We start from the raw sequence: 13,924 nt of genomic DNA, 5'->3' as shown, positions 1-13,924 counted from the left end.
CGGGTTCAGTGCGCGGCGACGGCGACCGGGGCCGGTTCGACCTCGGCCAGCCGCGCGGGCCGGACGACCACGAGCAGGACGGCCAGTGCCATGGCCATGCCGCCGGCGACCACCACGGCCATCGCCACGCTGCCGGTGCCGAGCACGCCGACCAGCGGCGCGGCCAGCGCACCGATGCCGAACTGCACCGAGCCGAGCAGCGCGGCCGCGGTGCCGGCCGCTTCCCCGTGCCGCGACAGCGCCAGGGCGGGTGCGTTCGGCATCGCGAGCCCGGCGGTGGCGAGCACCACCCACAGCGCGGCCAGGATGGCGGCGAGGCCACCGAAGCCGGTGGCGGCGACCGTGACCAGCACGAGCCCGGCCGCGGTGCCCACGGCCAGGGCGGTGACGAGGATCCGCTGCGGCGAGTGCCGGCGCAGCAGCCGCACGTTGAGCTGGGTGGCCGTGATCAGGCCGACGGCACCCGCGCCGAAGGCGAGCCCGAACTGCTGCTCGTCGAGGCCGTACTGCTGTTGGAAGACGAACGACGACCCGGCCACGTACGCGAAGAGGGCCGCCATGGCGAGCCCGGTGACCAGCACGAGACCCACGAACGTCCGGTCGCGCAGCAGCGCGCGGTAGTCCCGTACGGTGGCGGCCGCGCCGCCGCGGCGGCGTCGCTCGGGCGGCAGGGTTTCCGGCAGCCCGCGGGCCGCGACGGCGATCAGCAACACCCCGAAGACGGCGAGGGCGAGGAACACGCCCCGCCAGTTCGACCAGCGCAGCAGGCCGCTGCCGAGGGTGGGGGCCAGGATCGGGGCCACGCCCATCACCAGCATCAGGCGGGAGAACAGCTTGGCGAAGGCCGCGCCGCTGAACAGGTCGCGGACGACCGCGGTCGACACCACGGCGCTGGCCGCGACGCCCAGCCCCTGCAGCACCCGCAGTGCGCCCACCGTGCCGATGTTCGGGGCGATCGCGCACAGCACGGACGCGACGATGTGCAGGCCGAGGCCAGCGAGCAGCGGCACCCGCCGACCCACGGCGTCGGAGAGCGGGCCGATCAGCAGTTGGCCGACGGCGAGGCCGGCGAGGGTGCCGGTCAGGGTCAGCTGGACGGCCGCCGACGTGGTGTGCAGGTCGGTGGTGATGGTCGGGAGGGCGGGCAGGTACATGTCGATGGTCAGCGGCCCGATGGCGATCAGCGAGCCGAGGACGAGCACGAGCCGCAGTCGTTGCCGGGTGCCCATCAGGTCACCGGCCAGGTGGGTCGACGTGGGTGTTTCGTTCGTGTCGACGGTCGCGGTCATGAGGTCACGCCCGTCCGAAGGCGGGCGGAGGATGCGGCGGTCACACCTGCCACCAAATCATTCGGCGACGGTTCTCATTCCCGTACGGGACGATGGTGCCTCAGCTCACATGCGCCGTGAACGCTCGGCCGCTCCGATCGTTGGACCGGTATGCGACGCGAGCCAGTGACGGAGGAAACGGTGTCGGACTATCCCAAGGCAGTCACCCCCGTCGACCACGTCGAGCCGGTGCCCCGCCGGGTCCGCGCGTTCCTCGCCGCCGAGCCGGTGCTGGACACCACCCGGGCCTCGTACGTGTGGGAATGGCCGTTCTATCCGCAGTATTACATCCCGAGCGCGGACGTGAACCGTGACCTGCTGGTCGACGAGCAGCGCACGGAGCCGTCGCGGCGCGGCAGCGCGCGGCTGCACGGGCTGCGGGTCGGCGAGACCACCCGTGGTTCGTGCGCCCGGTGGTACGGGCACGGCGCGCGGCCCGGGCTGGCGGACACGATCCGGTTCGACTGGGCGGCACTGGACGCCTGGTTCGAGGAGGACGAGCAGGTATTCGTCCATCCCCGCAACCCGTACGCCCGGGTGGACGCGCTGCGCTCCTCGCGCGGCGTCCGGGTGGAGCTGGACGGGACGGTGCTGGCCGAGTCGACGGCACCGGTGCTGGTCTTCGAGACCGGCCTGCCGACCCGCTACTACCTCGACCGCACCGACGTGAACTTCCGGCACCTCGTGCCGTCGGACACCACGACCGCCTGCCCGTACAAGGGGCGGACCACCGGCTACTGGTCCGTGCGCGTCGACGGCACGGCGCACCCCGACCTGGCCTGGTCATACGGCTTCCCCACCGCGGCGCTGCTGCCGATCGCCGGGCTGGTCGCCTTCTACAACGAGAAGGTCGACCTGATCGTCGACGGGGAGCGCCTGGCCCGGCCGCGTACCCATTTCTCCTGAGTCAGGCCCATTCCCCGGTGAAGAGAGGGGCGACGGGACGCTCGCGACGCCCGATCCGCAGGTCGCCGAAGACGGTGCTGCGCTCCGCTCGCTCCACCTCCGCGTCCAGGTCGATCCTCAGCTCCGCGGAGGCGTCGTGGGCCGCTCCGACGAGCACAATCTCGGTCCCGGGATGATCGAGGAAGTCGGGTGGGTCGAGCGGGGCGAAGCGGCGCCCGTGAAACGTCGCCTGCAAGGCGGCGGGCAGCCGGACCTTCTGGGACTCGCGGAGGCCGACTCCGGGCGGGGACGGCGCCTGCGGGTTCTTCACCGTGACGATGTAGCTCGCCTCGGACTCGATGCCGAGGTCATGTTGCGCCTCGCCGAGACGCGGCGGGAGTTCGAGTTCGTACGCGAGGTGGGTGTGGTCGTCGTGTCGCGCGATCGCGTAGGCCCCCTCCGCCGCGGGCCGGGCCGGCGGCTGCCTGCGGTTGTCGCGGGTCCTCGTGCGGTAGCGGTGCGCCTGCAGGGCATCGTGGAGCTGCTGGGGTCGGTCCACCACCGCGTCGACGAACGCCCAGAAGCGGTCGTGCACCTCGATGTCGGGCAGGCGTTTACGCCCGACCACCAGCAGCCGCAGGTGCCGCCCGTGCCACGGGTGCAGCACCACCAGCAGCCGCTGCACCTCCTGCAGGGAGTCGACGTGCTCCTCCTCGACGCGCGGTCGGTAGAGCAGGTAGATGTCCCCGTCCTCGAGCAGCTCGGCCATTCGGCTCGCGTACCCCGATCCGGTCGCTGACCAACATCCCCGGTGATTCGCGCCGAACACGCCAGGGAATGTAATGAGCCAAATGCTGCTTGCCCATTACATCGATATACCGTAGTGTATCAATTTGCAGGAAGCAGTTATGGACCGCCGGTAGAAATGCCTCACAATGCCCCAGACCAGCCATTCCGCCAGATTCACAATGCTCGCCGATTATCGGCAATTCCGGATTATGACCCTTCATACGAGTGGAATCAGAAAGGCCCAGCATGATGGGGATTCCGACCGCGTCTCTGGTCATCGGCATCGCGTCCTCACCGGACGAACGCCGCCAGCTCGCCCAACTGCTCGCGGGGAACGCGGCCTTCCTGATCGTCTCGAGCGTCAGCCAGGCGCGCGAGTTCCTCGGCATGCCCCAGACGCCCCGCACCACGGCGTCACCGCCCACCGAAGCCGCGGTTACCGAAACGGCGATCGCCGCGCCCGTGGAGGACGTCAACGCGCCACCGCACTCCGGCCTCAGCGTCGACTCTGACCGCCGGGTGCTGCGCTGGCGGGACCGCGAGATCGAACTGACCCCGCTGGAGCATGACTTCCTGCGCTGCCTGGTCGGCACGCCCGGGCAGATTTGGACCTACGAGCGGTTGCACCTGAAAGTCTGGGGCAACGTGCACCTCGGCCGGGGCTCCGACATGCACTCGGTGGTGCGCCGGGTACGGCGCAAGCTCGCCTGGCTCAACGCCACGGCGACGATCCACGCGGTCCGTGGGGTCGGTTTCCGGCTGGCCCCATCCTGACCATCGCTGGCGCCCGAGGGCAGCCGCCGCGGGGCCGAAACGGGTTCGGCCCGCCTGGTCGGATACCAGGCGGGCCGAACCTCAACTACCGGTCAGTTGTCAGCAACGGATGGGAGACAGCGCGAAGTCCTCCACCGTGGGCGTACTGTTGTTGATCTTCGTCGTACGGGTCTGGGGCTTCCAGCCGTCCTTGGCGACGATCATCGTCAGCGGGTTGTTCCGCTTGTCCATCCAGTAGGCGTACTTCCCGGCGGCGTCCGTGGTGAACGTGAAGTCCATCGCCCACGTGTCGACCTGGACGATCGCCCCGGAAATCGGTGCCTTCGCGCCCTGGCAACTCGTCCCGGTGACCGTGCCCATCAGCTTGCCCCAGGTCTTCGGCGCATTCGCGATCATCGTCACCGGCACCGGCTGCACCTGGTACGGGGTGTTCTGCTTGATCGCGACCGAAGCGGTGTAGGTGCCCGGCTGGTCGACGTTCGCCGTCATCCCGACGGTGACCGTCACCTTGGCGCCCGGTGCCAGCGTGACCGCCGCCTTGTCGATCGTCATCCAGCTGACGTCCGCCGCGGCCTCGCTGCACCCCTCGAACCCGGGCAGCACCTCGTTGTCGGAGGTGGCGTCGAAGCTGCCCGACGAACCGCCGATCTTGTAGAAGCCGCACGCCGCGGCACCGCGGTAGCGGGCAGTGTTGGCGTTCGGCAGGCTGGACCACGCCTTGGTGGCCGGGTCATAGGCGAAGCCGGCGTTGGTGATGGCGCCACCCTGCACGCCACCGACGACCATGAGCTTGCCGCTCGCCACCGCGAACGAGCTGGCCCAACTGTCGGCCGGCGCGTCGGCGATGGCCGTCCACGCGTTGGCACCCGGGTCGAAGGCATAGCTGGCCTTCAGCGCGACCGAGCCGTCGTTACCACCGGTGCAGTAGACGACGCCGTCGATCCCGCCGCAGGACAGGAACGCCACCGACTTCGGGTAGTTGGGCAACGTCTCCCAGGCGTCGCTGCCCGGGTCGTACCGGACGACCGAGTTGGACATCGGCGTGCAGGACGCGGTCGTGCAACCCCCGATGGCGTACAGCTTGCCGCCGACGACCGCCTGCCCGGCGGCGGAGCGGGCCGCGGGGTTGTTGGCCTTCTTCGTCCAGGTGTTGGCCGCCGGGTCGTACGACCAGGTGGTGCCGTCCGGCCCGGAGGCTCCCCAGCCGCCGGTCGCGATGATCTTCCCGTCCGCGACGCCCACCGTCATGGCGTTGCGCGCGCCGGGCAGATCGGCGATCGGCGCCCAGTTCTGCGCGATCGGGTCGTAGACGTAGTTCTTCGCGGTGGAGGCCGACCCGTCGCTGCCGGCGATCGCATAGACCTTGCCGTCGAGGTTCACCACCCGGTTGTCCATCGTCTTCGCCGGGTAGTTGGCGATGGTGGTCCACGGCGCGGCGTGCGGGCCGACCGCGGCGGGGGCGCCGGTGGTCCCCATGCCGGACGTCTTGGCGGCGAACGACGTGGGGGCGTTGAGCCGCTGCTCCGGTGCGCCGCTGGCCGCGAGCACCTGCTGCTTGCTCAGCTGGGTGCCGTCGGCCCGCTCGAGCACGAAGCCGCCGTCCCGCTTGCTGAACTCGACGTCGACGGGAGCACCGCCGGTGTTGGTCACCGTGAACTTCGAGGTGGCCTTGCCGCCGGGCATCTGCGCGGTGCCGACGACCTCGGCCGGGGTGATCGACAGTTGGCCGGCCCCGAGCTTGAAGTTCGCCGACGTCGCCCAGTCGGTCTCGACGTCGACCTGCTTGCTCTGGCTGACGTACTTGCCGGCCTTGGCAGTGAAGCTGTGCGAGCCGGTCAGCGTGGAGAACATCCAGAAGAAGCCGGGCAGAGCGGGGTCATCCGAGTTGGCCACGGTGGTGGCCTTCTCCGCCGGCCGGTCGTCACTGGTGACGGTGGCGCCATTGAGGTAGCTGCTGTCGTTCTTGTCCTGCACCTGGCCGAACACCAGGCCACCGTCGATCGGCTCGCAGACGACCTTGCTGCCGATCAGCACGTTGTCGATCTGCCACCACCAGACCCACTGGGCGTCATAGAAGTGGAACCGAACCCGCGCCTGGGAATTGCCCGCAGCCTGCGGGATCTTGATCTCGGTCACCAGCGGGCCACGGGCATTGGTCGTCTGCCGCAGCACGTTGGTCCAGGTGGCGCCGCCGTCGAGGCTCAGGTCGACATCCGCCTTGTTGGCGCTCAGCTGGCGGAAGTCCTGGTTGAACCGGATCACCGGCGCGGCGACGTTGGTCAAATCGACGACCGGGCTGACCAGCGAGCTGTCCTGCTTGTTGCCGCTGCCGTACTTGTCGCTGTCGAGGATCGCGAAGTTGCCCGTGCCGCCGGTCAGGTTGCCCCGGGCGCCCGGGTCGTTGAACTGCCAGCCCTGACCGTTGCCGATGTTGTCAACGATCGACCATCCGGCCGGCCTGGTGGTGCCGTCGAAAGTCTCGTACACCCCGTCGGAGCCGTTGCGGTAGCCGGGCGCCGTGGTGCAGGAGTTGGCGGCCACCGGCACGGCCACGTTGTGGGTGACGTTCTTGGAGGCGACCACGACGTCCTTGGTGACCGTCTGGTAACCGGGGTACTTCGACTCGACCTTGATGCTGTAGGTCGCCCCGGCCGGCAGCGTGAGGCTATAGCGGCCGTTGGTGGGCTTGGTGTAGGTCGAAACACCGGCCGGGCCCGCGACGCTCACCTTCGCGTAGAGCGGCCAACCGTGTCCGGAGTCGTCGGTGACCGTGCCGCTGACGGTGACGCTCGGCACCGTCGCCAGCGCGACGTTGGTCGTGGTGGTCGCGTTCTTGGTGACCGTCGCCGACACCGTCTTGCTCTGGTAGCCGAACGCCGACACCGCGACCTGGTAGTCACCGGCCGGCAGGACCGACGAGTACTTGCCGTCGCTTGCGGTGGTCAGGTCGCGGCTGGCCGCACCGGTCAGGGCGACGGTCGCGCCCGGGATCGCGGCACCGGTGCCCGCGTCGGTGACGGTGCCGGCCAGGGTGCCGGTGTCACCGATCGGGGCGGCGTTGAGCAGCGCGAGGACGTCCAGCCGGCCCTCGCCGTAGACGTTGTTGTTCGCTGCGGTGCCGCCACACTGGCTGTCGGCCGTGTCGATGGCCGTGCCGTTGAGCAGTGCGCGGGTGGCGTTGATGTCGCCGACCAGCGCCGGCGCCGCCGACCACAGCAGCGCGACCGCGCCCGCGAGGTGCGGGGCCGCCATGGAGGTCCCGTTGAAGCTGGCGTAGGTGCTGCCGGGAACGCTCGACCGGACGTTGACCCCCGGCGCCGAGATGTTCGGCTTGATCGTGCCGCCCTGCCCGGCTCCGCGGGAGGAGAAGCTGGCGATGGTGTTGTTGACGTCGTAGGCGCCGACGGAGTAGTTGCTGGTGAGGCTGCCCGGCGAGCCGCTGGTCTGGCAGCCGGATCCGTTGTTGCCGTTCGACCAGGCCCCGAAGATGCCCGAGGCCTTCCACGCGTCGGTCACGTCCTCCATGAACGGGTCGTTGGAGGGCAACGTGGTGCCCCACGAGTTGTTGATGATGTTCGGCCGCTTGCTCGCGTCCGGGTTCTGACCGTTGAGGTCCCGGGGCTGCAGCATCCACTGGCCGGAGTTGATCAGCGCGGCGTCGCTGGGGCAGCAGCCGTTCGCCGCGATCCACTTGACCTCGGGGGCGACCCCGATCTCGTTGGCCCCGGCGGAGCCGGCCATGGTGCCCATCGTGTGGGTGCCGTGGCCGTTGGTGTCGCAGGGCGCGGCGGCACAGGTCCCGGCGGCGTTGTACCAGTTGTAGTTGTGGTTGAACGTGCCGTCACCGTTGTTGCCGCGGTAGGAGTTCACCAGCGCCGGGTGATCGTACTGGACCCCGGTGTCGATGTTCGCCACCGTGATGCCGGCGCCCTTGACGCCGTACTGGGACCAGACCTTGTCGGCCTTGATGTTCGCGATGCCCCACTCGAGGGCGTTCACCGTCTTCTCGTCGGTGCCCTTGGTGACCTCGGGGACCTTGTACTCGATCGGGGCGTACAGGCCCTCGACCTCGGCGTGCGTGGCGAAGTTCTGCACCATTGTCGCCGAGCCGCCGCTGACCTTGATGGCGTTGGACGCCCAGAAGGTCTCGTACTTGACGCCCGAGCTGTTCAGTTCAGCCCGGATGGCGGCCTGGCTCTTCGCGGCGGTCTGCTGCAACGCTTCGGCGACCGCGGTGCCCCGCTCGTTCCAGTCCTTGATCGCGCTGGCCTTGCTCAGGTCCGCCTTGTCCTTGAAGTGGATCCAGAAGTCGCCCTCGCTCTTGCCCTGCAGTTGCTGCGCGAGTTCCGGGCGGATCTTGTCCGACGCGGACCCTGCGCCGATGCCCGTTCCGGCCTGTGCGCCGGTGCCGGTGGCGACCAGGGCTGTCGTGGCGAGAGCCAGAGCCGCCCCTGCACTCAGCAGGGATCTGGCGATGCGCCTCGGGTGTGGACGTCTCAGCATCGCTGCTGCCTCCTCCAGTACGACCCGCGGTTGATCGAGCCATGGCGAAGGGTGCCGGAGATCCTTTCCGTCAGGATCACGCCGGAATGACAGGCCCCCGTACCCCCCAGGGCCGCCGTGCGGGTCACGCCGGCTGCCCGGTTGGACACTATGATCGAGGCAAAAGGACGATCAAGAACGGGACGTGAGCAACTTGTCACTAACGGTTGCCTAGCTGCTGGCAGCGTTGACAATTACTGTCACGGTCAAGACGAAGTTGGGCAGAAGTTGCCTACCGTTTTCCGGGGTGGGGGCGGCTGTGGCGGAGGACCTGTTTCCACTGTTGATCGCGGTGACACCGTCGCCGGCCGAACGAATCCGGCTGGCGGAACTCCTCGACGGTGTCGCACCACTGCTGCTGGTGGCTGATTTCGATGAGCTGCGCAAGCTGATCGGGGCCCCGCAGCACCGTACGGCTGCGCCGTCCGCCCGGGCACCCGTCGCCGTGGCCGCGGCAGTCGACGACACTTTGCTGATCGACTCGGTCCGGTCCACCGCCCGCTGCGGGGACCGTCAGGTCGATCTCACCCGGCTCGAGCACGACCTGCTGACCTGTCTGACCACCGAGCCGATCCGGGTGTGGAGCTACGCCGAACTGCACCGTTCGGTCTGGCACGACGAGCGGCTGCAGCGCCGGGCGGACGTGCAGTCCCTGGTGAAGCGGCTGCGGCGCAAGCTCGCCGAACTCGGCACCGGCGTCACCATCGACGCCGTACGCGGTGTCGGGCTCCGGTTGACCCACCACCGTCGGCCCAGAGTCGGTGGCGCGTGATGCCGTCAGGCGGTGGGCATCCTCCGGGCACCGCTCGGCCACAGGATCGTGGTCGGGATGCCGCGCTGCCGCGCCCAGCCGACGGTGCGGTCCGTCGACGCGGCGTGGCAGCCGAGCTCGCCGTCCCAGACCGCCACGAGCCGCTGTATCCGGCGAAGCAACTCCCGGTTGGCGGCCACGTAGGCGGCGGTACCGGAGCGGTCATGACCAATGTTGATGATCTGGGTCGCGCCCTGGAGAAGCTCGTCGTAGGCGGCCCGGCGGTCCGGCGCTATCGCCACGGCCCGGTAGTCCGGGGCCGGCAGGATCACCTCGTACGTGCCGCCGGTGGCCAGGACCGCACGGGCGAAGATCTGGTCGGCACCGGCCGCGAGGCAGGTCACGCCGTGCACCGGCCGGTCGCTGATCCGGCGTAGCTCGACGCGCAGCGCGTCGGCGACGAGCCGCTCGGTGGCGGGGGTCAGGTTGATGTGCCCGGTGATGCCGACGCGCAGCGGTGCGGGGTCAGGAGCCATCGGCCGGTCCTCTCCACTGCCCGGGCACGGCGGGCGCCAGCCGGATCAGCTCGAACCCGCTGTCGGAGAGGACGTCGGGCAGCGCCCGGATCTCCTCACGGTTCTGCTCCTGGACCTCGGGGGTCAGCTCGTGCCAGGGCCGCAGCGCGGGATGCCGCCGCCGAGCGTCGTCGCGGGGGTCGCCGTACGTCCAGCCCTCCCCCTGCCGTTCCCGGCACCAGCGCTCGTGCTCGAGTTGGGCGAGCTCGTCGATCCGGTCGTCGATGGCCCGCCCGGCGGCCGAGGCGTCGCCGGTGCTGCCGTGTCGGGGCGCCACGACGCAGCCGAGGTTCAGCAACTTGGCGGCGATGTCCTGGACATGGGCGCGGTTGGCTTGCCGCAGGGACTCGGGCAGGCGCGGCCAGTCGACCATCGCGGGCGCGTCGCCGGGGCGTACCCCGGCCCGCTGCTGGGCGTGCAGGTAGCGGTCGTGGATCTGCTCGGCCAGCCGTTCGGTGAGGTCCTCGGCGATCAGTCGGGCGTCGCAGGCCTGGGTCAGCACCGGGTACAACCGCAGCTTGCCGTGCACCTCGTCGAGCAGATCGTGGCGGGAATCGCCGTGGAAGGCCGCGGCGAGCGCCGCCTGCCGGTACACCGGGATGAAGACGGCGCTCGCCGCCGCCCGCCAGAGCGCGGGGGTGTCCAGCACGAACTGCAGACCGGTGCGTTCGTCGAGCGGGCAGAGGTAGATGCGGTCGTAGCCACCGATGGCCAGTTGCGGCAGCCTGGCCAGGCCGTCGAAGTCCACGTCGTACGCGGAAAGCCGGCAGGCGGTGGTCAGGAACGGGTAACGGGAGGCGGCCAGGGCAAGCTCGACGGTGGCGTCGGGGGCGACGAGGTCCACGTGCAGGGGTTCGGCGGGCTCACCATCGCCGGCCGGGCGGGACCGCCAGTGGCGGGCGGTCTCGACCAGCAGGGCGCGGCGGAAGGTGCCATTGCCGGCGATGAGCACCTTCGCCGGCCGGCCCGGGGCCGGGCGCAGCGGGTGGTGGCGGTGCAACGCGCGGGCGGCGATGTCGTCGACGTGGAAGTAGTCCAGCCGCAGTCGGCTGGATCCGGCGGCGCCGAGCCGCCGAGCCTGCAGAGACAGGCACATCTCCGGGTCGTGGACCTGGACGTAGACCCGGGGAACGGGCCGCCGGTCGTGAACCAGATGGCTGGCCGCGTTGGCGATGGCGTGGTTGCGGTCGTCGTTGCCGGTGCAGGCGTAGATGGTGTGGGCCCTGGGTAGGCCCGCGCCCCGCAGCACGTCGCCGCGGGTGGGGTCGCCGATGACGCCGAGGTAGCGACGTTGGCGGTATTCCAGTAGCCCGAACGGTTCGGAGCGCACCACGACCACGCGTTCGCCGTCGGCGAATAGCCGGTCGGCGAGCATGTGGGCGAACTGGGAGTCGCCGCAGACCAGGGCGTGGCCGTGGGCTCGGCGGGCGCGCAGGCGACGGATCTCGGCAGCGAGCAGCAGCCGGCTGGCCTCGACCACGGCGATCAGGGTGAACAGCGGGGCGGTGAACCGGGCGACCTGCAGCTGCCACGGGTAGGGGCCCTGCTCCTGGAAGGGTTCGGCGCTGAGGACGAAGAGTTGGAGATCGTAGTAGAGCACGTCGTACACGTCGTGGATGCTGCCCGGACGGTCCAGCCGCAGTTGCTGGAAGCCGAGGTAGCCCAGCATCAGGGAGAGCAGGCCGATGACTCCGAACACCACCCGCAGCCATCGTGCGGTGGGGCGGGTAACGCCGGCGAGGGGGTGCGTCACCGCGTGGCTCTCCCGCCGGCAGGGTCGAGGCGACGCGGGCCGGACATCTCGGCACGCCGGGATCGGTGTCGCGGCCACCAGGTTGGGCCCATGGCTTCTATGGTATTGGACGTAGTCGATCGCGATGGTTCTCGGCAGACCTGACCGATTGGCTCTTTTCGCAGGTGAGCCCGAACTGACCGTCGGCGACGGGTGCGCCGCGTTGGCTACGGACGGCTACGATTTGAAGACGGGCCGGAGCCGACGCACGAACGGAGCAGGCCTCGATACGGGAAAGCCTGGTGCCCAGACCGGAGCTACCGGAGGATCAGGACATGGACGCACTCGGACCACCGGCGGTCGGTCCGGTCAATCCGTTCTCCGCGACGGCCGTCGCCCGGGTGAGTGAGGACGGCACGGACACGACCACGGTGGTCACGGTGGCCATCCGCGACGCGCTCACCCACCTTGACAACTACCTGCGGACGGGCGACGGCGCAACGATCGCCGTGGTGGGTGACTACGGCACCGGAAAGACTCATCTCGCGGTCGAGTTGCTGGCCTACGCCCGCCGCGTCGCCGGTCCGGCGGGGAGGGCGATCTACCTCGATGCGCCGGCCGACACGTTCCTGTCGCTGAGCCGCCGGTTCCTGGGCCGACTGTCCCGCGATGCGGTTCGTGCCCTCGTCGCGCAGTGGCGGGCGGAGCCCGCCTCGTCAGCGGCAGGCGACGGCGACCCGGCGGAAACGCCGACCCATCGGCTCGCCCGGCGGTTACGCGATGAGTTGGCCGAGTTCAATGTCGACCCGTCCGTCGGCACGGTCCTCGCGATGCTGCTCGACCCCGCTACCGAGGCGATGGCGTGGGATTGGTTGATGGGCTATCCACCGGGGCCGGCTCTGGTGGCCGCCGGGGTCACCGCCCGGACGGACGTGGAGGCCGGCGCGGTGGAGACGATGGGCGTGCTCGCCCTGCTGCACGGACGCCGGCACGAACGCTTCGTCCTGGTGTTCGACGAGCTGGACAGAATCCTGTCCACGGCGGGACGACCCGGGGACGAGACGATGGCCCGTTTCGCACGGATGATCGGGGTCCTCGCGTCCGCCGGGGCGTTCCTGATGATCGCCGGGCTGCCCGAGATGCTTCATCTGCTCAGCCCTGACGTGCGGCAACGGATCGGGCCGATCGTGCGGATGTCCGCGCTGAGCTCGGCGGACGTGCGGGACTTCATCCGGCGCAGCCAGTTGCGGGCCTTCGGCCAGGCGCGGCTGGCGCCGTTCACCGAGGAGACCACCGAATATCTGACCAACCTGACCGACGGGGTGCCGCGCCGGATACTCCGGCTCTGCTACCACCTCTACCAGCGGGCGGTGCAGGCCGGCACGCCGGTCACCCACGTCATGGTCCGAGAAGCGGTCCGGGTGCAGTTCGACCTGGCCAGCCGGCAGGATGTCGGCGCGGACGTACGGCGGGTGCTGACCCAGGACGGCTGGTCGTACCAGCGGGATCATCTGATCGGGTCGATGCGGGACCTGCCGGTCGACTTCTGGGTGCCGTTGGACGAGCAGGACGCCGGCTGCTGTGTGCTGCTGTCCGAGTCGGTGCTCAAGTCCGAGGAGGTCGACGAGCTCAACCGGCGGGTGGTGGCGATCCGAGCGGCGGTCGCGGACAGTGAGGTGATCCTGGTCGTCGTCGGGCACCTGCCGGCGGACTTCGCCGCCGACCTGACCGCGACGTTCAGCGTGGAGCCGATCGTCTACGACCCGCAGACGTTCGCCGAGGATCTGTCGGGCAGTGTCAAGGCGTCAATGCGCCGGCTGGAGCAGGTGATCGGCGCGGATGCGCTGACCTCGGTCCGGCAGCGGGTGGAGCGGATCCAGCGCCAGCAGACCAACACCCAGCGGTCCATTGAGCGGTTGACGTACCAGCTTGACGAGATGCGGGGCGAGCTGCATCAGGACTTCAAAGGCTCACGGGTCGACGCTGGCTCCACCGCCGGGCCGGGGCCGGCAACGCTCGTCGCGTCACCACTGCCGGGCCGGGTAGCCCGCATCTTCGTCGAGGCGATACAGGCGCTCGATCAGCTCACCGGGTTCGACCGGCAGCTACGCGACGCGTTCACGCCGCCCCGGGCCGGGGTGGGGCGGGCGGCCGAGGAGGGTGGGCCACCGCTGCGGTCGCGGCTGCGCTCCCGGGACGTGCAGCGGGCGTTGGGGACGTCGCTGGTGCTGCGGCGGTTGATCGAGGTGTTCCGGTACGGCGTCGAACAGTGGTACGAGCGCCACACCCGCGACCCACACCCGGCAGACCTGGAGCAGTTGGACCGGCTCTGCGAGACCTATGACGGGATCGCCGAATACCTGCCGCTGTTCCAGCTGGACGCGTTGGGTGACCTGCCCAATCCCAGCGAGGGCGGCGACGACGCGGTCGAGCCATCGGACCGGTCACGCAGTTGGTCGGGGGCACGTTCGGTCTTCGACGGCTTGAGCGGTCACGTTCGCCAACTGATGCTTGCTGGCTGATCCCCCGGCATGCGGTCGGGTAACGG

At 69.9% G+C, this 13,924-nt stretch carries 9 protein-coding genes; 4 read left to right on the top strand and 5 right to left on the bottom strand.

All coding sequences use genetic code 11. The annotated features are described in order from the left end of the window. Positions 1-5: 5 nt before the first annotated feature. Positions 6-1,229, bottom strand: coding sequence for a multidrug effflux MFS transporter (locus tag ABZ671_RS14295; protein WP_357856804.1), 1,224 nt, complete (start codon positions 1,227-1,229; stop codon positions 6-8). Between the two features lie 240 nt (positions 1,230-1,469). On the opposite strand from ABZ671_RS14295, the gene ABZ671_RS14290 reads away from it, so the two are divergent. Continuing rightward, positions 1,470-2,234: a DUF427 domain-containing protein gene (locus ABZ671_RS14290; RefSeq protein WP_357856680.1), complete on the top strand. Its 765-nt coding sequence runs from the start codon at positions 1,470-1,472 to the stop codon at positions 2,232-2,234. A 1-nt stretch (position 2,235) separates the two neighbouring features. On the opposite strand, the gene ABZ671_RS14285 is transcribed toward ABZ671_RS14290, so the two are convergent. Beyond that, positions 2,236-2,982, bottom strand: coding sequence for a hypothetical protein (locus ABZ671_RS14285; RefSeq protein ID WP_357856677.1), 747 nt, complete (start codon positions 2,980-2,982; stop codon positions 2,236-2,238). Positions 2,983-3,248: 266 nt separating this feature from the next. Here ABZ671_RS14285 and ABZ671_RS14280 point away from each other — a divergent pair, with 266 nt between their 5' ends. After that, positions 3,249-3,776 carry a winged helix-turn-helix domain-containing protein gene (locus tag ABZ671_RS14280; RefSeq protein WP_357856674.1) on the top strand — a complete coding sequence of 176 codons (528 nt, stop codon included), beginning with the start codon at positions 3,249-3,251 and terminating at the stop codon, positions 3,774-3,776. A 99-nt stretch (positions 3,777-3,875) separates the two neighbouring features. Here ABZ671_RS14280 and ABZ671_RS14275 read toward each other — a convergent pair whose 3' ends face one another. Continuing rightward, positions 3,876-8,279: a S8 family serine peptidase gene (locus tag ABZ671_RS14275; protein ID WP_357856671.1), complete on the bottom strand. Its 4,404-nt coding sequence runs from the start codon at positions 8,277-8,279 to the stop codon at positions 3,876-3,878. A gap of 286 nt (positions 8,280-8,565) precedes the next feature. Here ABZ671_RS14275 and ABZ671_RS14270 point away from each other — a divergent pair, with 286 nt between their 5' ends. Further along, positions 8,566-9,090: a winged helix-turn-helix domain-containing protein gene (locus ABZ671_RS14270; protein WP_357856668.1), complete on the top strand. Its 525-nt coding sequence runs from the start codon at positions 8,566-8,568 to the stop codon at positions 9,088-9,090. A gap of 5 nt (positions 9,091-9,095) precedes the next feature. Here ABZ671_RS14270 and ABZ671_RS14265 read toward each other — a convergent pair whose 3' ends face one another. Beyond that, entirely contained in the window at positions 9,096-9,605 is a 510-nt protein-coding gene (locus ABZ671_RS14265) for a hypothetical protein (protein WP_357856665.1), read from the bottom strand. Next, the gene (locus ABZ671_RS14260) at positions 9,595-11,397 is read right to left on the bottom strand and encodes a RyR domain-containing protein (protein WP_357856662.1); all 1,803 of its coding nucleotides are present in this window, start codon (positions 11,395-11,397) and stop codon (positions 9,595-9,597) included. The genes ABZ671_RS14265 and ABZ671_RS14260 overlap by 11 nt, the downstream gene beginning before the upstream one ends. Before the next feature lie 314 nt (positions 11,398-11,711). Between ABZ671_RS14260 and ABZ671_RS14255 the strand changes: the two genes are divergently transcribed. Beyond that, complete coding sequence (locus ABZ671_RS14255; protein WP_357856659.1) at positions 11,712-13,898, top strand: AAA family ATPase; 2,187 nt, start codon at positions 11,712-11,714, stop codon at positions 13,896-13,898. Positions 13,899-13,924: the final 26 nt, after the last annotated feature.

Origin of the sequence: Micromonospora sp. NPDC006766 (assembly GCF_040636055.1) — a bacterium.
GTDB lineage: Bacteria > Actinomycetota > Actinomycetes > Mycobacteriales > Micromonosporaceae > Micromonospora.
This window is presented reverse-complemented; position numbering and strand designations above follow the sequence as displayed.